Here is a 23111-nt window from a genome sequence, read left to right as displayed (position 1 = left end):
AGCGCTTATTGAGCAACAACTGGGACACAACATGTTGAAGAAAATTGGTGCCATCGGCGGCGCCGTGTCAATTATCTTATGCTGGCCGCTGGCAACCGGACAAATTGGTGAGCGGATTTACCTAGATACGGTCGGGCAGTACGAAAACCCGTACCTGACCATCAGTAATGAAAGTTATGACCGCGGTTATCTGAGCTCTGATGTGGTGTCCCGTCTGGAAGTGAAAGATGACTGGAAGTCGTTGTTTGATGAGGAAGGCTTGCCGACGGTCTGGTATGTCCGCCATCAGGTGAAACACGGCGTTCTCGGTCTGGAGTCAACCAGTGAGTTGGTGCTGGACGAAGCCTTCAAGCCGGTGGCGGATAAGCTGTGGGGAGAAGGGGTAACACCGATCCGTTTCACCACCTCGACCGCCCTGACCCGGACCACGGAATTCTCGATCACCATGAACCCGATTGCTTTTCAGGATGAGCAAGGGGCCAACGCTGATGTGACCTCGTTTGTGATGACGGGGACGGTGGATAGCCAAGGGTCCGGTGAGTTCCATTACCAGTTGCCGGAAGCCAACCTGACCACCACAGCTCGCGAAGCGATGACGTTGACCGGGCTGGAGGGAAGCGGCCAGGGCGTGATGGACGGCCAGTTCTGGATTGGCAGCCAGAGCCTGAAGGTTGATCATATCAGTTTTCACAATATTGAAGCGGATCAGGGCGTGGCCCTGGATAACCTGATGGTGGCGATGACCAATCGTCTGGTCCAGCCGGAACCGGCTGAGGGAGAAACAGAAGTAAATTCGATGCTGACCAACACCAACAGCGTGCGCGTCGATCGTGTTGTGGCGCTGGATGGCCAGGAATATCAGAATTTTAATTTCCAGGTCGCCCTGTCGGACATGGATTACCCTGCCATCAGCCGCCTGGGCGAGGTTGCCGAAGGCATTGAGCAGGAGATGACCCAAGCGCAGGCGGAAGAAGCAGCGTTGGCGCTGGATTTGCTGGTGGCGAAAGGCTTGAAATTTGCCGTTGAGCAACTGAGTGTGGAGACGCCGAAAGGGGCGGTGACCAGCCATCTGAACCTGGAAGTGGCACCGGGCATCGCCAGAGCGTCACAGAACCTGGCATCGATTACGGAAAAACTTCAAGGTGATTTCAGTTTGCAGTTGCCGATTGCCTTGGTTGAAGCCAATCCGGCGATGCTCGAGAAAGCGACCATGATGGAGCAGAACGGGATTGTCGAAAAAGGGGCTGAGTATTACCGCCTGAACATGAAGGTGGATGGCGATCAGATTATCCTTGCTTCTGGCGATCAGCTGCCGCTGGCGATGCTGATGATGCTGTTTATGTAGTGCGCTGGTGCGAAGAAGCGCCTTTGCGAACAAGTGATCCAGCGAGCAATCAGCAATTGCCGCAAGAGGCTGGTTTATCCCGGCCAGACCCAGCCGCGTAGCCCCTACGCGGCTTTTTTGATCCTCGGCGTCGCCTGTATTGAGAATGAGCCACTTGAATGAATCGGTCCTGCCTATTAATGAAATTGCTTTTTTCCATTTAGTAATTTCAGAGAAATGGGCAACACTTAAAACATACAGCAGGTAAAACAAGATGAAGCGCCTGTTTTGGTTTATAAAATTCGTTTAGGGGGATGCATGGAGTCGCTCAAAGTTAAAGATTATATGAATACGCGCCCGGTCACATTTGATCCGAAAATGTCATTATCGCAGGCGTTGGGTAAATTGCTGCTGTCCAAGCAGATTGGTGGTCCGGTGGTTGATGAGCAACGCAAAGTGGTTGGCTTCCTGTCTGAGCAGGATATGATCCATAAGCTGCTCAAGGTCGGCTATCACTGCCAGGATACGCATAATGTACAAGACTGCATGCGTCCTGAAGTGCTGACGGTGACACCGGAAGATTCCATTATTGAGCTGGCGGATGTGATGACCGGCCAGAAGCCGAAAATTTACCCGGTTGTGGATAATGGCCGGCTGGTGGGGATTATCACCCGCCGGGATGTCCTGACGGCAATCAGTAACCAGATTGTGGATTGCTTTAAACATCCGGTCTAACAATTGCTGACAATCAGTATGCAACCGAAGACCAATCTCACCTCTGTAAGGTTCAGGTAAAGGCGCTCCGGCGCCTTTGCCTGAACCTGCCTCATATTTGTTCCGCAGCGCTGTCCGGCGCTCGCCGGATGTCTCCCTTTGACCGAATGTGCGATAGCGCCGGTTTACAACATTTGTTTGAATTTCATTGGCTTATTTATTGATCTATGGCCAAGAAATGCCCGGCTTTCAGTCGCAAAATGACCGATATCGTTTTCGAAATCGAAATTGAAACCGTTTTTGAACTGCCGCGGATGGACTCGAGAGACAGGCGGTAGTCATACCAGCGATCCAGTCAAAGGCCAGATATTTACTGGATCAGACTGGTATAGAGATACCTGGCAGCGCTGTCCTTTACAATCGAGGTTCGTTCGATGATTGATCCGTCACCGCAGGTATCTGACTGTTTTTTATTTGCTGTAAGGGAATAGAAACATCATGCGCCAATCTATGAGGTATATCATCCCGGTTCTGATCCCGTTGGTGATTTTGCTGCTGCCAGCCACGGCTTTTCCAGTTGAAGGATTGACCGTGCTCCAACAACGGGTGATCGCTATTTTTCTTCTGGCGGCCCTGTGTTGGGTCTTTGAACCAATCCCGATCTACGCCACATCGGTGGTGATCATCGTGCTGGAGCTGCTGATGCTGTCCGATAAAGGCCTGCTGCTGTTTCGTGGCGGGGAAGGGCAGGCGGCATTTGGTGAGTTGCTTAGCTACAAAGCGATCATGGCAACCTTTGCCAGTCCGATCATCATGTTGTTCCTCGGTGGTTTCTTCCTGGCGATGGCGGCAACCAAGTACCGGCTGGATGTCAACCTGGCCCGGGTGTTGCTCAAGCCATTTGGGACCCGGCCGCGCAATGTGATGTTCGGATTAATGCTGATCACCGCCGTTTTCTCCATGTTTATGTCTAATACGGCGACTACGGCCATGATGCTGTCAATCTTGGCCCCGGTGATCGCGCTGTTCGGAGCCAAAGACCCGGGTAAAATTGCCTTTGCCCTCTGTATTCCGGTGGCTGCCAATATTGGGGGCATTGGCACCCCAATCGGCACCCCGCCCAATGCCATCGCGCTGAAATACTTGACCGGCGAGAACATGATCACTTTCGGCGAATGGATGTTCTTTGGCGTGCCTTTTGTGGCGATCCTGCTCTGCTTTGCTTGGGTGTTGATCAACCTGATTTACCCGGCGAAGCAGGAAAAAATTGAATTGACGATTCGGGGAAAATTCCTCAAGACGCCGAAAGCCATCACTGTGTATATCACTTTTGCGCTGACGATTGTGCTGTGGCTGATGGGCTCGGCTCACGGGATGAATGCCTATACTGTGGCTCTGATCCCGGTTGCTGTTTTCTCGCTGACTGGGATCATCAATCAGGAAGATTTGAAAAAAATCTCCTGGGATGTGCTGTGGCTGGTCTCCGGCGGGATAGCTCTGGGGCTGGCGCTGGATCAAACCGGCCTGGCGAGACTGATGGTGCACAGCATCCCGTTTGACCAGTATTCGCCGTATGTTGTGCTCGGTGGCTCGGCCCTGCTGTGCCTGATGATGGCTAATTTTATGTCTCATACAGCAACGGCGAACCTGCTGATGCCGATCATGGCAGCACTCGGTACATCGATGACTTCTCTGGTACCGCTGGGCGGTGAAATCACGTTGATCCTGGTGGTGACTTTTGCCGCTTCGCTGGGGATGTCGCTGCCAATCAGTACGCCCCCCAATGCCCTGGCCCATGCCACCGGTCATGTCGAGAGCAATCAGATGGCGCGGATTGGGGTCATTGTCGGGGTGGTTGGGGTTCTGTTGAGCTTTGTGATGATTTGGCTGCTGCACCTGATCGATCATATTTAACCGCCGGAATACGGAGTCTGTATGCAACAACCGACGGCCCTGCAACGTATTATTCAAGTGTATTTTAACGATCCGGCGAAAACCCTGGCGGTGAAGTCCGGCACCCAGGTGCTCCGGCAGGGTGGGTATAACGACCGGTTGTACTGGGTGAAATCCGGCAAGCTGTCCGGCTACATGCACGATGAAACTGGTGAGCAGTCGGCGAGGATTTTTCGGGCAGAGCCCGGGATGTTCTTCGGGGTGCATAGCTTTTTTTCCCGAACGCTGGTGGCCTCAACCACCGTGATTGCCGAGGAAGATAGCGAACTGGCCTGGATTGACAGCACCACGGGCGCGGTAGATGTGGCGCAGTACGGCCCGCTGAGCGAGCAGTTCATGCCGGTGATGGTGCATGAGCTGGCCAAACGCCAAGTGCTGGCCGGCCAGCAGGCAATCGCCAAGGAAAAGGCGTTGCAGAAGCTCTATGCCGCTGAGCAGATGACCACCCTGGGCCAGTTGGCTGCCGGGATTGCTCATGAGCTCAATAATGCGATTGGTGTGCTGAGCAGTAAAACTGACGGGATGCAGGGGACAGTGCGACAGTATCTGGCCCGGCACCAGCCGGAGCTCAGCCCCTTTTTGGCCAGCGGGCTCGACCAAGGGCAGGCGGCCACTTCATCCCAGGTTCGGCAGCGGGCTCGGGCGCTACAGCAGCAGTATGCGCTGGCACGAGAGCCTGCCCGGCAACTGGCCCGCGCGGTGCCGGATGGAGAAGTCCCCGTAGCCTGGCTGACAGACCTGGATGAGTCACTGGCCGCCTGGGAGCTTGGCCGGGATCTTCATGACATGCGTCTGGCTGCGCAGCATGCAAGCAGCATCGTGCGATCGGTGAAGCAGCTGGGCGGGGGCGATCAGGCCCGGCAGCCGGGGGTGGATATTAACGATACGCTACATAAGTCGTTATCTCTGCTGCAAAGTAATTTACGCCGGGTCAGTGTGGTCTTGCGGCCTGCAGCGCTGCCGCCGCTGACCGCCAGTAGTACTGAGTTGGTGCAGGTTTGGGTCAACATTATTAAGAATGCCTGTGATGCGATGGCGGAAACGCGCGCGCCGCAGCTGGAGATCATCACGCGTTGTTCCCGGCGTCGGGTGACGGTGCTGATCAGCAATAACGGCCCGATGATCGATGAAGCCATTCGCCATAAGGTGTTTCATCCCAACTTCACCACCAAAAAAGGCGGTTTGTCGTTCGGGCTCGGGCTGGGGCTGTCGATCGTGCAGCGGATTGTGCACAGTTATGGCGGCTCGATTGCGCTCAAGAGCGAGCCTGACATGACACAATTTCGAATTCATTTACCAATTGCCTGAGGGAAAGCTGATGGAAAAGTTAAATATCATTTGTGTCGATGATCAGCGGGAAGTGCTGAGCGCTGTGCTTAATGATTTGGCACCGCTCAATCACTATTTTCAGGTCGAAGATTGTGAGTCGGCCGATGAAGCGCTGGAGCTGATGGATGAGCTGGATGCCGAAGGGGAGTTTATTGCGGTAGTGATTTCGGATCATGTGATGCCCGGTATGACCGGTGTTGAGCTCTTGAGCCAGGTATCGCAGGATCCACGCTTTACTCAGACCAAAAAGATTTTACTGACCGGTCAGGCAACCCATCAGGATACGATTGAGGCCATTAATCGCGCCCGGATTGAGAGTTACTTTGAGAAACCCTGGAAAGCGGATGTCCTGCTGACTACGGTGAGAAGCTTAATCACTGAGTTTATTTTTGACAGCGGGCTGGACTACCGGCCGTGGGCCGATGTGCTGGATAACAGCGTGGTGTTTCGCCGTTTGCGATAATGCAGTTTTATTGGCCTTGTTTTTTGTTCGGATCTTTGCGCGAGGACAAGGCTTGTCCAGTCACGACTTCCAGCCACAGGGGCATCAACTATGATTAAGGTGAATGCGTCAATGTGAGGGACGTCTCATGGTTGATTTTCTTGAGCATATGCGTTTGAGAGGGAAAGCCGAGGAAGATCTGTATTTTGCTGAGCGCGATCGCCAGCTCATCAAAGCGCTGCATGAAAAACATGCCCGTGAGCAACAGCAGCCGGATGAGCCTGTCGGGAAGCAAGATTTTACCGGTACTCCAGAGAACTAGCGACATTGCTGTATCCTACAAGCTGCCTGGCTTGGGTAGAGGTATTGCTGTGCCGTAACAAGGCTGCGTGCTGTTTTTCGGGCAGTGATATTTAGCTTTTGGGCGGTGATATTCAGCGTCGGAGCAGGCATCGTTATTGAGAGCGCCCCTTATACGAAACATTTTTCATGACATGGCTTGACCTTAGACTTGGCTCCAAGGTTTATAGTTAGGGTATTCATCCTACAAACCAATCTGAGGAGTGTGCCATGTGTGCTCAGTGTAATAACAAAAAATCCCATATTCATACCATCAAGCCAACGGGTTCCCATGCCGGTTCGGTCCGCGTTGAGGCGGGACGAGCGGGGGATGACTGTTGCGCATCTGCACCGCAGACATCATCTGCCGGCCTGAGTGGGGACGCGTCGGGCAGTGATTCCGGCGGTGATGACGACGACCCTGCCGGGCAGCCTCGAATTTCTGCGATACAACCATCCCCCCACGCACTTCAGCCTGCAGCCTTGACGATTGCTCCGGCTGTCCGACTCACCGGGTCCGAGACTGATCACACACATGACTCATCAGAGACTCAAGACCGCCCGGATTCAGCGTGCGTTAGTACCTGTTGCAGTAAACCTGCGCCTCAAGCGCCTGAACAGGATGTGTTGCGTGATGCTGCAGCAGACAGCCACACCCTGAGCTGGAAAGTTCAGAATATGGATTGTCCGAGCTGTGCCGGAAAGCTGGAAAAAGCGGTTTCGGCCATTGAAGGGGTGTATAGCGCCAAAGTCATGTTTGCCACTGAAAAACTGCTGGTGAACTGTGGCAATCAGGCCTTGGCTACGGTGATTGAAGCCAAGGCCAGTGACACCGGGTTTCCTTTGGTTTCGACACAGCGGCCGTCCGAGCCAGCGCCGCAAAGCTTCTGGCGTCGCAATGGGGCTATCTTAACCATCGCCCTCATGATGTTGGCATCGTTTGTGATCAGCCGAGTGTCGGAGACGTTCGGTTTGGCAGCTTTTACCGCGACCACGATCCTGGGCTTGTTCCCGATTGTCCGAAAAGCCGTAGCACAGGCTAAAGGCGGCTCGCCGTTTTCAATCGAAACCCTGATGAGTGTGGCTGCAATCGGGGCCTTGTATTTAGGGGAAACGGCGGAAGCGGCGATGGTGCTGTTGCTGTTCCTGCTCGGGGAGCAACTGGAAGGATATGCGTCTGCCCGGGCCCGGAGCGGGGTGAAGGCGTTGATGGATCTGGTGCCGGAACAAGCCACGCTGATCCGTGCTGACGGCAGTAAAATCAAGGTTGCCGCAGAGGCTCTGGCCCCGGGCGATGTGATTGAAGTGGCACCGGGTGGCCGTCTGCCTGCTGATGGTGAGTTGATGGATATCAGCGCCAGCTTTGATGAAAGCGCGCTGACCGGTGAGTCTGTGCCGGTCGAGCGGTTACCGGGCGAGTCTGTCATGGCTGGCTCCCTGGTTGCCGATAAAGTGGTTCGGCTGAAAATCGTCTCGGCACAGGGAGAAAATGCTATCGATCGGATCTTACATCTGATTGAAGATGCCGAGTCGCGCAAAGCGCCGCTGGAGCGCTTTATCGACCGCTTCAGTCGCTGGTACACCCCGGCGATGATTGCTCTGGCCGCACTGGTGATCGTGATCCCGCCGATGTTCTTTGCCCAGTCCTGGGAAGCCTGGCTGTATAAAGGGCTTACCCTACTGCTGATTGCCTGTCCGTGCGCGCTGGTGATCTCGATTCCAGCGGCTATTACTTCTGGTTTGGCGGCCGCAGCCCGCCGTGGGGCTCTGATAAAAGGGGGCGCGGCACTGGAGCAACTGGGTCGGATCGACATGGTGGCCTTTGATAAAACCGGTACCCTGACCCAGGGCAAGCCTGTGATGACGGATCTGGTCAGCTGGGACAGTGATGAAGCGCGTCTGCTGCAACAAGCGGCTGCCGTTGAAGACGGCTCAATGCACCCTTTGGCCCAGGCGGTCGTGAAAGCAGCGGCATCCCGTGGATTAACTGTGTTGCAAGCCGAGCATCGGGAAGCACTGCCCGGGCGTGGGATCATGGGCGTGGTTGACGGTGATGCGCTACTCCTGGTTGCAGTAGACCGAATGCCGGATGAAATTTGCCTGAGTGCGGTGCAGCAGGCTGAGGCTGAGGCATTAGAGGCGCAAGGGAAGACTCTGGTGGTAGCGATTCGCAATCGTGAGCCGGTGGGCCTGATTGCCTGGCGGGATAACCTGCGCGAGGAGACGCCACAGGCGGTTCAGCAGCTCAGTGCCATGGGGATCCGCTCGGTGATGCTGACGGGGGATAACCCCCGGGCAGCGGCGGCGATTGCCGGCGAAATCAAGATTGATTACCGCGCCGGGCTGTTGCCGGCGGATAAGGTCCGCGAGGTGGAGCTGGCGAATCAACACAGTAAGGTGGCAATGGTCGGCGATGGGATTAACGATGCCCCGGCGATGAAAACTGCCGCCATCGGGATCGCTATGGGGGGCGGGACCGATGTGGCGCTGGAAACGGCCGACGCCGCGCTGACCCATGACCGGGTGGTTGAATTGCCCGCCATGATTGCTCTGTCGCGCGCCACGCTGGCCAATATCCGCCAGAACATTGGTTTGGCCCTGGGGCTTAAGGCACTGTTTCTGGTCACGACGTTACTTGGCTTTACCGGGTTGTGGGTGGCTGTATTGGCCGACAGCGGGGCGACTGCGCTGGTGACCTTGAACGCCTTGCGTCTGCTGCGGTTTAAACCCCGCTATGAACGCTAGCCGATGAAATCTGTGCCCCGGACAATCGGGGCACAGATTTTTTGTTGATGATATTTTTACTGACAACGTTTTTGCTGACTGAGCTGCTTATGCCTGCGCTTTGCCAAGCTGCGTTTCGAAATATATAGGTATTAGGAGGTGACATGGTATAAGCCTGATACGGGGCCTCGGAATCACCTTTGAAAAGACGGGCACGGTGGTTGAACCTCCCGGTGTATTTCACGGAAAAGTGTGAAGAAGGGCAATAGCAAACGTTTATTTGTGATTTGTATCACCTGATCGTGCAACGTTTCATTTTTCATATTTTATTACCTGTGACTTGGGTCACTAAAACTTGCTTCGCTATCAGCTATCGTTAGACAGGTGTTTTGAGCGTGCTGTTTTGCCAGACAGCACGCTCAAAACATTTTGATTTCCAATCAATAGCCGCAGACCTCATCGTCCCTAACAAGCGGCATGGTATAAAAAGGATAAGATTATGTCTGACAACGCAGTGTTCCATTTGGGTGTAAATAAAGCCGATCTTAACGGTGCTGAACTGGCGATTATTCCTGGTGATCCGGCCCGTGTTGAAAAAATTGCGAACCTGATGGATAACCCTGAGTTCCTGGCAAGCTCACGTGAATACACCGTGTACCGTGCCAAGCTGGATGGTAAGCCAGTGGTGGTTTGTTCCACCGGTATCGGCGGCCCGTCGACTTCGATTGCGGTTGAAGAGCTGGCGCAACTGGGTGTACGTACCTTCCTGCGTGTCGGCACCACAGGGGCGATTCAGCCGCATATCAACGTGGGTGACATGATCGTGACCACCGGCTCTGTCCGTCTGGACGGTGCCAGCCTGCACTTTGCACCGATGGAATTCCCGGCGGTTGCCGACTTCTCTGTCGCCACAGCAATGAAAGCAGCGTGTGATGCAGACGGTGCGACCGTTCACACTGGTGTGACGGCTTCATCTGATACTTTCTACCCGGGTCAGGAGCGTTACGACACCTTCACCGGCCGTGTTGTACGTCGCTTCCAGGGTTCAATGGAAGAGTGGCAGCAAATGGGCGTACTGAACTTTGAGATGGAATCGGCGACTTTGCTGACCATGTGTGCCAGCTCAGGCCTGCGCGCGGGCTGTGTTGCCGGCGTCATCATCAACCGGACGCAGAAAGAAACGCCGGATCACGCGACGCTGAAAGAGACCGAAGCGCGCTCTATCAAAGTGGTGGTTGAAGCAGCTCGCCGGATGCTGGCGCAATAATCTAAGCCGGGTTCAGCCCGCTGTTGCTTGATAAAACCGATGCTGCGGCATCGGTTTTTTTATGTCCGGAATACAGCGATTGACACATTTGAGTCATTTACCTTTTATTTTTTAAGGATTTTGGTGTTCAAACTGTGTGATATCCAGCAAAAAATTAACAATATTGATCAGTTTGCAACAAGAAGGTGTGATCACTGATAACTATTCATGATGAATTACGCTTTACTCTTAGCTGACTTTTTCATCAATAAGCAGAAGGTTATATGGATATTAGAGTAATGACTCTTAGCACGGTTGCATTGCTGGTCTCAAATAGTGTCTGGGCACAGGTTACCAATGGCGACTTTGAGCAATGGAATGGCAATACACCTGCTGGATGGAGCGTGATTGATGGCGGTATTTCGATTGCGCCTACGTCAGATCAGATCAAAACCGGCGGGCTGGCAGCGAAAGTCACAGTCAACACCGGGACCCAGAGCAATACCGACTTGCTTCAGACGGTGCATGTCGAGCAGGGGAAAACCTATCCGTTTGCCGTGTCGCTCTATCATACCGAGGGGCATGTGAAAGCCCGTCTGGTGGTTGATGGCTATCAGGGGTATTCGAACCCGGCACAGACCAATCAGTGGCAGGACATCCGTTATACCTACACCGCCACAACGACGAAAGATATCCAGGTTGGGCTGCGTTTCTACGATGAGTCCGGCTTTGATGGTGCCGAGGTGGTATATGTCGATCAATTCTTGCCGGCAGACACCAGCGAGCCACCGACGCCTGCCTGCAATGATACGACCGCAACGCTGACCTTAGTAACGGATCAGTATGCTTCTGAAACCAGCTGGACTCTGACTAATGCCAGCGGTGCTGTTTTGTTTGAGGGCGCCGGCTACGCCAACGAGACAACGAACACCAAGGATATGTGCCTGCCCGATGGGGATTACACCTTCACGATCAACGACGCGTATGGGGATGGCATCTGTTGTAGTGCAGGAAACGGCTCCTTTACGCTGACGGCCGATGGTCAAACGGTTGCTTCCGGTGGTCAATTCCAGTACAGCCAGGCGTTTCCTTTCCCCCTGGGTGACAATGAACCCACGTCGCCCCCTTCAGATTTAGGCGAATACTACCAGTCCGCAGCAGGAAAAACTGGTTTTGCGTTGAAAACAGCCCTCTATAACATCATCAATAGCCATAACAGCCGCGGTTATTCGGCAATTTGGGATCTGGTCAAGGTGGCCGATTTGGATCGCTACTATGAAAATGATGGCTCTATCCTTGACATGTATTCGGAGCAGCCTGCGACGCGCGATGCGGTGAGTTTTACCAAAGTGACCGACCAGTGCGGTCAGTACAGCGGTGAAGGGGATTGCTACAACCGTGAACATTCGTTCCCGAAAAGCTGGTTTGGCGGCAAAGTCGAGCCGATGAATTCAGACGGCCACCATATCTTTGCGACGGACGGCTATGTTAATGCCAAGCGCAGTAACTGGCCGTTCGGTGAAGTAGGCAGCGCTTCCTATACTTCAGGCAATGGCTCGAAACTGGGGCCGGCCGAATCCGGGCTGGGCTATAACGGGACGGTCTTTGAGCCGCTGGACACCTTCAAAGGGGACTTTGCCCGGGCATATTTCTACATGGCAACCCGCTATGAAAATGAAATTGCGTCCTGGGAAAGCAATACCAGCAATGCTGATGCGATTCTGGATGGCACGAATACCACGGTGTTTGAACCCTGGATGCTGAAAATGCTCAAGCGCTGGCACCAGAACGATCCGGTCAGCCAGAAAGAGCTCGACCGTAATCAGGCGGTGTTTGAGTTCCAGGGCAACCGGAACCCGTTTGTGGATCACCCTGAGTTTGTCAGCGCGATCTGGGGCAATTGATCAGACTGGAAATTAATTTGCTGAGATGCTCCCCCCCGGATTTTTGGCCGGGGGGTATTTGTTTTACATTTTCTGAGCGGGGTATTACCGGTTCAAGGCCGTTCAGGCCAAAAGCCGGTCAGGCAATATTGTGCCGGTGACCCCCGGCATCCTTGAACCAGTTATGCAGGTGTAACTGCAGATCGCCCAGTTGCTCCGGTCCGATGATCGCCAGTCCCAGATCCTGCGCGCGCACTAAGTCATGGTGGCGCAACGGGCGGAAGCTGACCAGCATGGCACGGGCTTGCAGGCCGCCAAGCAGATCGCGCAGCGATTCCAGCTTATACAGGGTATCGTCGCCGTCATCGCGCATGCCTTTGGTCTTGCATTCGATGATGTGCAGCTTGTTATTGACCACGGTGGCGACGTCCAGTTCGTTGCGTACTTCCCGATCACCAATCTGGCGATACACCTGAACGCCGAGGGAGTGATCCTGAATCGTCGGCAGTTCGTTCTGAATCGCCCGCACTGTACTGTGCACCAGGTTCTCCAGCCACTCCCCGTTGGCAAAACGGCGGGCTTCTTCATGCTTGAAGGTCAAAATGCCGTTTTGGTAACTGGCCAGTCCGGTTTCTTCCAAATCTTTCAGCAAGATCCCCAGCTCTTTATAGCCTTGCTGCTTCTCGCTCAGGGCGACATCCAGCTTTTGTTCTTTGCGGCAGGTGGTCGCCAGGTAGTTCAGGGTCGCCAGGCCCGGGCCGAGTTCCAGTGCAGAGCTGGCCCAACGCTGGCCCAGCTCCCACAGTTGATCATTCAGAGCTTCCGGCACACTGGTCTCCGGCAGTTCGCTGCGGGCCCCGAAAATGGTCAGGTAGTCCGTCAGTTGAATGCGATCTTCGACCTGTTGCTGCTCGCGATCCGCCGGGTAGAGCCAGCACATTTCATCGCTGAACGGCTCAATCACGTAGATCGGCCAGTGATAGGTGCGGAAGACTTCGTATGCCGATAACAGGCGGTGACGCAGCCCGCAGCTGGCATTGAACCAGACCTCGGATTGTTGCTGCTTGAGTGTTGCAGCCAGTTCATCGAGGCGGCGGCGGATCGAGGCGATATTGATGGAGCTGGGAATGGTAAAGAATTCGGCTTTGATATTGCGTGGTGTAAGAATCGAAGCCAGGCGTTCATATTGTTCCTGCTCTGCCTCGGTGCCGATAAAAATCATGCGCTCGGCGGGCACGCCGTGGTCGAGTAACGGGGTGATCAGCCGGACCGGATCCTGATCGATAATGCCAACATGAGTAATCATAATCATCCTTATGCTTTATCAAGGTTGGCACAAAAAGGGTCATCCAGAAGATAAGGGCCAACACACGACGTTCAGCAATGATTGCTATTGTTATTGTCGAGTACCGGGCTGGGGTTGAAGTCAAACCCTGTCCGGCCTGATGATACAAATGGGGCCTGTGATGAATAAATTCAAGTAAATACAGGCACTAAAGGCAACATATCTGATTCCGCTTCAATAAATGTCCGCATACTGTAAGTATTTCTCATCATTCGGTGCTTGGAAACCTGGATTTTTCGGGGGCGCATTGGGATGCCGTTACTCAGAGTTATGCCAGCCTGTGCGGGAAAAAGGATTGAAATCCTGGCGCTTACGGTGACAATAGGGGAGATTGTTCCAGCCTGTACCGAGATATGACTCAAAAGCTCACTATTTTAGATATTGCAAAACTGGCCGGCGTCGGTAAGTCCACTGTCTCCCGCGTCCTGACCAATGATCCCAAGGTGAAACCGGAAACCCGCAGCAAAGTCGAGCAGGTGATCCGTGAGTCCGGGTATGTGCCTTCCAAGTCGGCGCAGGCGATGCGCGGCGGTAGCGCCAAAGTGGTGGGGATTGTTCTCTCTCGCCTCGATTCGCCGTCAGAAAATAAGGCCGTGCGCGGGATCCTGGAAGTCATCTATCAGGCCGGGTACGACGCAGTGATCATGGAGAGCCAGTTCAGTGCCGAGAAAACCAATGAGCACCTGGCCGTGCTGCAAAAGCGCAATGTCGACGGGGTCATAGTGTTTGGGTTTACCGGCTGTGATCTGGCCCCCATCGAGGCACTGGGCCAGAAAGCCGTGGTGATTGCCATTGATACGGATCAGGTGTCTTCGGTGGGTTATGACAATCATGGCATGATTTCGCTGGCGATGAATCACCTGCTGCAACAGGGCAAACGGCAGATCAGTTACGTCGGTGTCGGGTCTGAAGATAAAACCACCGGCCTGATGCGGCTGAACGCCTACCTTGCCAGCTGTGAGGCGGCAGGCCTTGTGCCTTGTTATCGAACCGGGCAACTGAGCCACGAGAGTGCCTATCAGCTCACCGAGCAAGTGGTCACGCCTGACACCGAAGCGATTGTCTGTGCCAGTGATACGCTGGCTATGGGCGTCGCCAAGCGGCTGCAGGAGCTGGGACGTACCGATATCCAGGTCTCCGGTGTCGGCGCGACGGATCTGTTGTCCTTTATTTTCCCCAATACCTTCAGCATCGATCCGGGCTATTATCAGGCCGGTCATGCCTCGGCGACCCTACTTATTCGTCAGCTTGCTGGTGAGCAAGCCATCACTCACCTGACCCAGCGGGCAAGCTTGTAGCCGGGCAACTACACTCGTAACGAGCGTTTCCGACTCTGTGATGTATCAGATTCACCTCATCTATGAGTGTGAGCTGATTCACGGTGTGGGAATGTTCCCATTTTATTCTTTGTCGGGGTTTGTCATGATAATAACTACTGGTTGGGAACATTCCCAATTGATGATAACGATAATGACTTTCCCTTCAATGAAAAGATGGACATCGGCATGAGTAAGATCAATCGGCAACAAGTCGAGCGCCTGGTGGCGTTGATTGGTGGCAGCGACAATATTGCCAGCGTCAGCCACTGCCTGACCCGACTACGTTTTGTCTTGAGTAATACAGATAAGGCAAATGTAAAGGATATTGAAGACATCCCTATGGTGAAGGGGTGTTTCACCAACGCCGGGCAATTTCAGGTGGTGATCGGGACTGAAGTTGACCAGGTTTACAAGCTGCTGGCAGAGCTGACCGGCGACAAAGGGGCCAGCAAAGAAGAAGCAAAAGTGGCGGCCCGCCAGAACATGAACTTACTGGAGCGCGGCATCTCCCACCTTGCAGAAATTTTTGTGCCGCTGCTGCCTGCGATTATCACCGGGGGGCTGATCCTGGGCTTTCGCAATGTTATCGGTGATATCCGGATGTTCGACGGCCAAACCCTGACCGAAATCAGTCAGTTCTGGGCTACGGTGCACTCTTTCCTGTGGCTGATCGGCGAAGCGATTTTCTTTTTCCTGCCGGTCGGGGTGTGCTGGTCGACGGTGAAGAAACTGGGCGGGACGCCGATTCTCGGGATTGTGCTGGGGGTGACTCTGGTGTCGCCGCAGTTGATGAATGCTTATCTGATCGGTAAGGAAATCCCCGAAACCTGGGACTTCGGCCTGTTCGTGATTGAAAAAGTCGGTTATCAGGCGCAGGTGATCCCGGCAATGCTGGCGGGGATTGCGCTGGCCTTGATAGAGACCAACCTCAAGCGGATCATTCCGGACTACCTCTACCTGGTAATTGTGCCGTTTGTCTCCATCATTATTTCGGTGATCCTGGCCCATGCCCTGATTGGTCCGTTTGGCCGGATGCTGGGTGACGCGGTCGGTTATGCCGCTAAAGCGGCGATGACGGGGGACTTCGCGATTCTGGGCGCCATGGTGTTTGGTTTCCTGTATGCGCCGCTGGTGATCACCGGGGTGCACCATACCACCAACGCCGTTGACTTGCAGCTGATGCAGGATATGGGCGGTACGCCAATCTGGCCGCTGATTGCGCTGTCGAATATTGCTCAGGCATCGGCTGTGGTTGGCATCATCTGGATCAGCAAGAAGCACAATGAACGTGAAATCTCGGTGCCGGCAGCGATTTCGGCTTACCTTGGGGTTACCGAGCCGGCGATGTACGGGATTAACCTGAAATATAAATTCCCGATGCTGAGCGCCATGATTGGCTCTGCCATTGCTGCGGCTATCTGTGGCAGCGTGGGTGTGATGGCCAACGGGATTGGTGTCGGCGGTCTGCCGGGGATCCTTTCCATTCAGCCGCAATATTGGATGGTTTTCCTGCTGGCAATGTTGGTGGCTGTGGTGGTGCCGATCACCCTAACGGTGCTGCTGTACAAGCGTGCCCAGGCCAAGGGTGAGCTTGAGAAATCACCGCAAACTGCATAATTCCCACGGATTGGCCGCCACATGCTGGCGGCCAACCTCATAACACAGATAACGATCAGGCTAGAAACAATGAAACAGCAATTGGAATGGTGGCGCACCGCGACGATTTATCAGATTTATCCCAAGAGTTTCTGCGACAGCGGCAGCAAGGGAACCGGTGATCTCCAAGGGATTATTTCAAAGCTTGATTACCTGAAAACCCTCGGGGTGGATGCCATTTGGCTGACTCCGGTGTATCGCTCACCGATGATTGATAATGGTTATGACATTTCTGACTATTACGCCATTAACCCGGACTTCGGCACCATGGCTGATTTTGATCAGTTGCTGGCGCAAGCGCATCAGCGCGGGATCCGGGTGGTGATGGACATCGTCGTGAACCACACGTCCACCGAGCATATCTGGTTCCAGTCGGCGCTGGGCGATAAAAACAGCCCGTATCGGGATTACTACATCTGGAAAGATCCGGTCGACGGCGGGGTGCCGAACAACTGGCAGTCGAAATTCGGCGGCTCGGCCTGGGCACTGGATCCGGCAACTGGGCAATATTATCTTCACTTGTTTGCCAAAGAGCAGGCGGATCTGAACTGGGAAAACCCGAAAGTCAGGGAAGAAGTCAAAGCCATCATCGGCTTCTGGGCGGAAAAAGGGGTCGATGGCTTCCGCCTTGATGTGATTAACCTGATCTCCAAGCAACAGGATTTCCCGGACGATTATCAGGGCGACGGCCGTCGTTTCTATACAGATGGTCCGCGAGTGCATGAATACCTGCAGGAGATCAGCGAAGCGGTGTTCCGGAAATACGGCTCCGTGACGGTGGGGGAGATGTCATCGACGACATTGGAACACTGTCAGCAGTATTCGGCGCCTGACGGCAAAGAGCTGTCGATGGTATTTAATTTCCATCACCTGAAAGTGGATTATCCGAACGGCGACAAGTGGACCAAGGCACCGTTTGATTTCCGCCAGCTGAAATCGATTCTGAACCACTGGCAGCAAGGGCTGCATAACCAGGGCTGGGGGGCACTGTTCTGGTGTAACCATGATCAGCCGCGGGTGGTCAGCCGCCTGGGCAATGATCAGCAGTACCGGGTCGAATCAGCCAAAATGCTGGGTGCATCCGTACATATGATGCAGGGCACACCGTACGTCTACCAGGGCGAAGAACTCGGCATGACCAACCCGGGCTATGACTCGATCGATCAGTACCGGGATGTGGAAAGCATCAATATGTACGACATCATGGTCAATCAGCAAGGCAAATCAGAAGCCGAGATGTTGGCGATCCTGGCGCAGAAATCCCGCGATAACTCGCGCACGCCGATGCAATGGGATGACAGCCGATTTGCCGGGTTTTCTGCCGGAGAGCCCTGGCTGGCTGTCGCGGACAATTACCCGGAGATTAACGCTCAGCAGGCGGTTGCCGATGAGCACTCAGTGTTTCATTTCTACCGTCAGCTGATCGCGATGCGCAAAGAGATTGAGGTGATCACCACCGGTGATTACACCGACCTGATGCCGCAACATGACCGTATCTTCTGTTATAAGCGCGAGTCTGAAACGCAGATCCTGTTGTGTATCAACAACTATTACGGCGAGCCGGTCGAGTGTCCCCTCCCGGAAAACATCGACCTGACGACTGCTGAATATGTCCTGAGCAACTATTCGGATGTGTCGATGCAGCGCCCGGTATCCCGGTTCACTTTACGGCCTTATGAGAGCCGGATTGTGTTGATCCATAAAAACGATGCTGATCTATCGATACAGTATTGAGTAGCAAGCAGAGACCAAAAGAGCGCCGATGGCGCTCTTTTTTATTGGTGCGATGTGAGTTCGGAAAAGATTAGGGCGTCGGCACTTGTGAGGCCAGCAGCCAGATCGCCAGCACGAAAAAAATAAGCCCCATGAACCTGTGCTGGTTGGTGCGGAACTTTTCATTTTTCAGCAGCGGTTTGCCCAGGCTGCCGACCATCGTGACCAAAAATAGGTTAAACAGCAGGCCCAGCACATTGAGCAGCAAGCCCAGCACCAGCATTTGCTCACCGGAGGAAGCACCGATCTGCGGTGAGACGAACTGCGGCAGGAACAGCACAAAGAAAATCAGTGCTTTCGGGTTCAGCAGGTTGCTGATCACCGCCCGGCGGTAAAGTGTCATCGCCAGGCCGGAAGACTGCGCAACATCCGGCGCATCCGCCGGCTGGGTACGCATACAGTCCCAGCCCATCTTCAGCAGGTAGGCACCGCCCAGCAAGCGGAGCACTTCCAGCGCCAGCGGGTTCATCGCAATCAGTGCCGACACACCCAGTGCGGCCAGCAGGGTCAGGATGAGCCCGGAGGTGGCATTGCCAAAACTGGCGAACACACCCACTTTTTTGCCGTAGCTCAGGCTTGAGCTGGCGATGAGTAACATGTCTGGGCCGGGGATCAGCAACAGGGCAATCACCGCTGTCAGGTATACCGGTAAGATGGAGAAATCGATCATGGGATATTCGAACTACAGAAAGAAGGGCTGGATTCTAGCGGTAAATTTGGACGAATAAAATAGTGTGCGGGTATATGATGGCCGATTTTTCCTGAATTTAGTCTGTTGATGGATTTTTAAACTGAGCTTGTGGCGCAATCTTAGATTCGTGATTGAAATAACCAATTGCACACTGTTCGATTGTGGCGTAGAGTACCGTCTATCAACTTCGAATGGATGGCGAGGCGACATATGAACCAGTTCAGATTAATGACCACCCGGCGTTTTTTGCCCTTTTTTCTGACACAGGCACTGGGCGCATTTAATGATAATTTGTTCAAGAATGTTTTATTGCTGATGATTGCGTTTTCCGGTCTGTATTCCCAGCAAGCCGGGGTCGCGATGGTCAACCTGGCGGCGGGTTTGTTTATCTTGCCGTTTTTCCTGCTCTCGCCGATTGGTGGTCAGCTGGCTGACAAGTATGAAAAATCAGCCCTGATCCGGCGGCTGAAACTGGCCGAAATTGCCATTATGGCCGCGGGGGCGCTGGCACTGTATCTGCAGTATGTGCCGGGCTTGCTGGCGGTGTTGTTCTTGATGGGGGCCCAGTCGGCACTGTTCGGTCCGGTCAAATTCTCCCTGATGCCCCAGCAACTGCGCGAGCATGAACTGGTGGGCGGCAATGCCATGGTTGAGATGGGCACTTTTGTCGCGATCCTTGGTGGGACGGTCACTGCCGGACTGTTGTTCTCTTCCGAGCATGCCACGATGCTGGTGATGGGACTGATCCTGGGACTGGCGGGGTTGGGTTATCTCAGCAGCCGGGCAATTCCGGCCACGCAGGCCGGCGAGCCGGCTTTGACCGTGAACTGGAACCCGCTGACCCAGTTGGTTCGCACTATCCGTCAGGCTCGCCGCAACCGGACGGTCTTTCTGTCGATTCTGGCCATCAGCTGGTTCTGGTTTATCGGCGCGACGTATCTTACCCAATTACCGCACTTTGCCCGCGATGTTCTCGGCGGCAATCCGCAACTGGTGACGCTGCTGCTGACGGTGTTCTCGGTCGGGATCGCCTGTGGTTCGCTGGTGTGTGAGAAGTTATCCGGTGGGCAGGTGGAGTTGGGCCTGATCCCGCTCGGTGCTATCGGGATCAGTGTCTTCGGGATCGACCTCTACTTTGCCGGACAACAAGTGGTGGTGGCCCAGAATGTTGGTGTGATGGCGTTTCTCAGCACCGGAGAAAATCTCAGGTTGTTATTTGATTTGGCGATGGTCAGCGTCTTTGGTGGCGTGTACGTGGTGCCGCTCAATGCCTTGATCCAGCAGCGCAGTGATGCCCGCAGCCGTGCCCGGACCATTGCGGCCAATAATGTGATGAATGCGCTGCTGATGGTTCTGAGCGCACTGGTTTCGGTGGTATTGATCAACGGACTCGGACTGTCGGTGTTGCAACTGTTTCTGGTCGTCGCGGTGGTCAATATTGCCGTGGCCTGTTATGTGTTCTCTCAGGTGCATGAATTCCTGCTCCGTTTTCTGGTCTGGAGCCTGACTCACGTGATGTACCGGGTCAAACACACCCAACTCTCACATATCCCGGAAGAAGGGCCTGCGGTGCTGGTGTGCAATCATGTTAGTTACGTTGATGCGCTGCTGATTGCCGGGGTGAGCCGTCGCCCGGTCCGGTTTGTGATGGATAAAGACATCGCCAACCTGCCGCTGGTGAAATACTTCTTCACATGGATCAAAGCCATTCCGATTTGCGCCCATGGCAAATCGCCAAAAATCTACCATCAGGCGTTTGAGGCCATCAGTGAAGCACTCGAGCAAGGAGAGCTGGTGTGTATCTTCCCGGAGGGCAAGCTGACCCGGACCGGCGAGATGAATGAATTTAAAAAGGGGATTGAGCTGATCATCAGCCGCAACCCGGTCCCGGTGGTGCCAATGGCACTGAAGGGGATTTGGGGCTCGTTCTTCAGTCATCGTCATGGCCGGGCGTTCAGCAAACTGCCGCGACGCTTCTGGTCCAAAGTGGAAATTGTCGCCGCACCTAAGGTTGCGCCGGACGCTGTTACTGCGCTTGGGCTTCAGAAAAAAGTACAGCGCTTGCTGAGTACCGTTTAAGCGTAGTTCGGGGAAGCAATGAAGCAATCGCACTGTGATGACCCTCAGGCCCCGAACGTTCGGGGCTTGATGAATTGGGAGGGGGCTATGCCTGTCCCGGTTGGTCGGAGAAGGCCGGGGGCTGCGCATCTTTGCGGGTGCGGGCGGCCAGCTTATTGGCCAGGGAATGCAGCTCCGGCAACATGCGCTGGATCAGGTGCAGTTGCTGCAGCACCATTCTCACCGAGGTGTTGTCTTCATCGCGCCACTGGGCCAGCCGTTGCTCAAGCACCAGATCAGAATCCGGCGCCTGCACGCAGTGGTTACCGCTGAGCTGCTCGGCCAGGCAGTCGAGGTGAACATGGATCTGACGATGGGCCTGCGCCACCAGCGAGTGGGTGTGCTCGTCATCGAGGCGGGTGCGGTGAGCTCCCAGCGCTGAGATATAACTCAGCATGGCATGGTTTAAGGTCAGAAAGCGAAAACTTTCTTCGGTTGCCATCCGGTAGCGGCCGGGCTCAGCCAGCATATTGCTGATGGCAGTACTGAGCTGGGCATCGGTGTTGTGGGCCTCGCGGCGGGCAATCCGGTAGCTCAGGCTGTCTTTCTTGCCAATCCGGTACTGGCCGATGATCTGCCCCAGGTAATCGCGGTTGGTGGCGATCGCCGCCGCCATCACCTTATGCAGTCGCTTGGCCTGCCAGTCTGGCAAAATAAAGCTGACCGCGAGCACCGCCAGCAAGCAGCCGAGCAGGGTATCGCCCAGACGCGGCAGGATCACCGCGTAGCCTTCGCCGAGCTGGTTAAAGCAGAACAGCACCAGCAGGGTGATAAAGCCGGTCGCCAGATCGTAGCGCACAGTCCGGAAGGCGAAGAACAGTACCCCGGCCAGTACCATCAACACCAACTGGCCTTCCTGGCCCGGAAACAGATACAACAGCGGCATGCCGATCAGCAGCCCGGCCAGGGTCCCGACCACCCGCTGAACCAGTTTCTGTCGGGTCGCACCGTAGTTGGGCTGACAGACAAACAGGGTGGTCAGCAAAATCCAGTAGCCGCGCTCCAGATCCAGTGCCTGGATACAGCCATAGCCGACGGTCAGGGCCACGGCCATTCGGATCGCGTGGCGGAACAGCATGGAATCGGGCTTAAGCTGGCTTTTCAGTCGTGCCCAGCGCGCGGGCATATTGCGTGCTTCCGTATCAGCCAGTTCGGTATCGCTGCCGGTCTGGGCGACATCCGGGTTGCTGACGTTCGACAGCTGGCGCTCGACCGTTGCCAGGTTCTGAAACAGATACTCTAGCTGGCTCAGGTAAGAGCGCCACTCGGGATGATGCTGATTTTTCAGATACAACAGGGCTTCATGCAGTTCATCCAGGGCTTTGACGCTGTCGGCGCTGTGGCGGTAGGGCTTGCCCATCGCCAGCGCGTACGAGATATCCCGGCAGGCTTGGGCTTGGTGGGTGAGCAGGCGCTGGAAACGAAACAGCACGTCGCTGCGTTGAAAGGCCGCGGCCAGATCCTGATAACGATAATGGGACGAGCTCGCGCGCTCATGGATATCCTGGGCCAGAAAATAGATTTGAAGGAACTTATCGCCGCTCTGGTTGGGTTGTCCGCGTCGGGCGCGGCTCAACAGGGTCGCTTTGGCCTTGTTCAGCGCGGTGACCACCCGGGCATTCTGACTTGCCGCAGCCAGCCGCAACGGCTGGGGATTGAGGTTGCTGATCGGGTCGAACAGGCGGCTTTTGCAATCCAGGTAATCGGAAAATTCACTGAATACCGCCGCCAGGCTTTGTTGTACCGGATGATTGGGCCACAGCAGTTGCCAGCTGATCGACAAAAAACCGTACCAGGAGGCGCCGGCCAGCAGGAGCATCGGCTGATACCAGAGGTTCGGGCTGTTTGCGGCGCCCAGCATGGTATAGACCGCCAGCAGTAACGAGGCAAAAGCAATACTGGCATACCGGGCGCCGACCGCACCCAGCATGATAAAGCCGAAGGTTGAACTGAATAGGCCAATCGCAAACAGCCAGGGCAGATCAAACAATAGCTCGATGGAAAACGCGGCAATCATAAAACAGATCAGCGTCATCGCCAGAGCTTTGAGCCGTCCGCTCAGGTTATCGTCGGTCTCCGCCAGGGCGGCGGCGATGATCCCCAGCACCAGAGGCGTGACTTCGGTGGTCGCCTGAAAGTACCAACAAGGCAGGGCAACCCCGACTAATGCAATCAAAACCCGGATACAGTAATTAATCCGTTCATTGGCCCAGTAACGGCGTAAAGCAAATTTCAGTCGGTTGGTTTGCATGGCG

16 protein-coding genes are annotated in these 23111 nt (G+C 54.8%); 13 read left to right on the top strand and 3 right to left on the bottom strand.

Annotated elements, in window-relative coordinates; genetic code table 11:
* The first annotated feature begins 31 nt into the window (after nt 1–31).
* The 9 genes from NNL38_RS10455 (at nt 32) to NNL38_RS10415 (ending at nt 11975) form a co-directional block, all read left to right on the top strand.
* Nucleotides 32–1345, top strand: coding sequence for a DUF945 family protein (locus NNL38_RS10455; RefSeq protein ID WP_255387983.1), 1314 nt, complete (start codon nt 32–34; stop codon nt 1343–1345).
* Nucleotides 1346–1642: 297 nt separating this feature from the next.
* The gene (locus NNL38_RS10450) at nt 1643–2059 is read left to right on the top strand and encodes a CBS domain-containing protein (protein WP_255387982.1); all 417 of its coding nucleotides are present in this window, start codon (nt 1643–1645) and stop codon (nt 2057–2059) included.
* Nucleotides 2060–2536: 477 nt separating this feature from the next.
* Nucleotides 2537–3952 (top strand): SLC13 family permease, encoded by a 1416-nt coding sequence (locus NNL38_RS10445; protein WP_255387981.1) that lies wholly within the window; start codon nt 2537–2539, stop codon nt 3950–3952.
* A gap of 21 nt (nt 3953–3973) precedes the next feature.
* Nucleotides 3974–5299, top strand: coding sequence for an ATP-binding protein (locus NNL38_RS10440; RefSeq protein ID WP_255387980.1), 1326 nt, complete (start codon nt 3974–3976; stop codon nt 5297–5299).
* Nucleotides 5300–5309: 10 nt separating this feature from the next.
* Complete coding sequence (locus NNL38_RS10435) at nt 5310–5783, top strand: response regulator (protein WP_255387979.1); 474 nt, start codon at nt 5310–5312, stop codon at nt 5781–5783.
* A gap of 127 nt (nt 5784–5910) precedes the next feature.
* Nucleotides 5911–6084: a hypothetical protein gene (locus tag NNL38_RS10430; RefSeq protein ID WP_255387978.1), complete on the top strand. Its 174-nt coding sequence runs from the start codon at nt 5911–5913 to the stop codon at nt 6082–6084.
* Nucleotides 6085–6332: 248 nt separating this feature from the next.
* A complete protein-coding gene (locus NNL38_RS10425; protein WP_255387977.1) occupies nt 6333–8846 on the top strand; it encodes a zinc/cadmium/mercury/lead-transporting ATPase in 2514 nt (837 codons plus the stop codon).
* A gap of 478 nt (nt 8847–9324) precedes the next feature.
* Nucleotides 9325–10092 (top strand): uridine phosphorylase, encoded by a 768-nt coding sequence (gene udp, locus NNL38_RS10420; RefSeq protein WP_255387976.1) that lies wholly within the window; start codon nt 9325–9327, stop codon nt 10090–10092.
* A 278-nt stretch (nt 10093–10370) separates the two neighbouring features.
* Nucleotides 10371–11975 carry an endonuclease gene (locus NNL38_RS10415; protein WP_439651353.1) on the top strand — a complete coding sequence of 535 codons (1605 nt, stop codon included), beginning with the start codon at nt 10371–10373 and terminating at the stop codon, nt 11973–11975.
* A 118-nt stretch (nt 11976–12093) separates the two neighbouring features.
* On the opposite strand, the gene NNL38_RS10410 is transcribed toward NNL38_RS10415, so the two are convergent.
* On the bottom strand, nt 12094–13260 hold the full coding sequence (locus NNL38_RS10410; protein WP_255387974.1) for a Card1-like endonuclease domain-containing protein: 1167 nt from the start codon (nt 13258–13260) through the stop codon (nt 12094–12096).
* Between the two features lie 392 nt (nt 13261–13652).
* On the opposite strand from NNL38_RS10410, the gene treR reads away from it, so the two are divergent.
* The 3 genes from treR to treC all read left to right on the top strand — a co-directional run bounded on the left by treR (nt 13653) and on the right by treC (nt 18008).
* Complete coding sequence (treR, locus tag NNL38_RS10405) at nt 13653–14597, top strand: trehalose operon repressor TreR (RefSeq protein WP_255387973.1); 945 nt, start codon at nt 13653–13655, stop codon at nt 14595–14597.
* Between the two features lie 207 nt (nt 14598–14804).
* Nucleotides 14805–16235 (top strand): PTS trehalose transporter subunit IIBC, encoded by a 1431-nt coding sequence (treB, locus tag NNL38_RS10400; RefSeq protein WP_255387972.1) that lies wholly within the window; start codon nt 14805–14807, stop codon nt 16233–16235.
* A gap of 69 nt (nt 16236–16304) precedes the next feature.
* On the top strand, nt 16305–18008 hold the full coding sequence (treC, locus tag NNL38_RS10395) for an alpha,alpha-phosphotrehalase (RefSeq protein ID WP_255387971.1): 1704 nt from the start codon (nt 16305–16307) through the stop codon (nt 18006–18008).
* A gap of 70 nt (nt 18009–18078) precedes the next feature.
* On the opposite strand, the gene NNL38_RS10390 is transcribed toward treC, so the two are convergent.
* Nucleotides 18079–18717: a LysE family translocator gene (locus tag NNL38_RS10390; RefSeq protein ID WP_255387970.1), complete on the bottom strand. Its 639-nt coding sequence runs from the start codon at nt 18715–18717 to the stop codon at nt 18079–18081.
* Nucleotides 18718–18948: 231 nt separating this feature from the next.
* Between NNL38_RS10390 and NNL38_RS10385 the strand changes: the two genes are divergently transcribed.
* Entirely contained in the window at nt 18949–20817 is a 1869-nt protein-coding gene (locus tag NNL38_RS10385) for an MFS transporter (RefSeq protein WP_255387969.1), read from the top strand.
* A gap of 85 nt (nt 20818–20902) precedes the next feature.
* Here the strand turns inward: NNL38_RS10385 and yccS are convergent, their stop codons facing one another.
* Nucleotides 20903–23107 carry a YccS family putative transporter gene (gene yccS, locus NNL38_RS10380; RefSeq protein WP_255387968.1) on the bottom strand — a complete coding sequence of 735 codons (2205 nt, stop codon included), beginning with the start codon at nt 23105–23107 and terminating at the stop codon, nt 20903–20905.
* Nucleotides 23108–23111 lie beyond the last annotated feature (4 nt).

The sequence above is a fragment of the Photobacterium atrarenae genome (genome assembly GCF_024380015.1).
GTDB lineage: Bacteria > Pseudomonadota > Gammaproteobacteria > Enterobacterales > Vibrionaceae > Photobacterium > Photobacterium atrarenae.
Note: the sequence above shows the minus strand (reverse complement) of the source record. Positions and strands in the feature narration are given on the sequence as shown.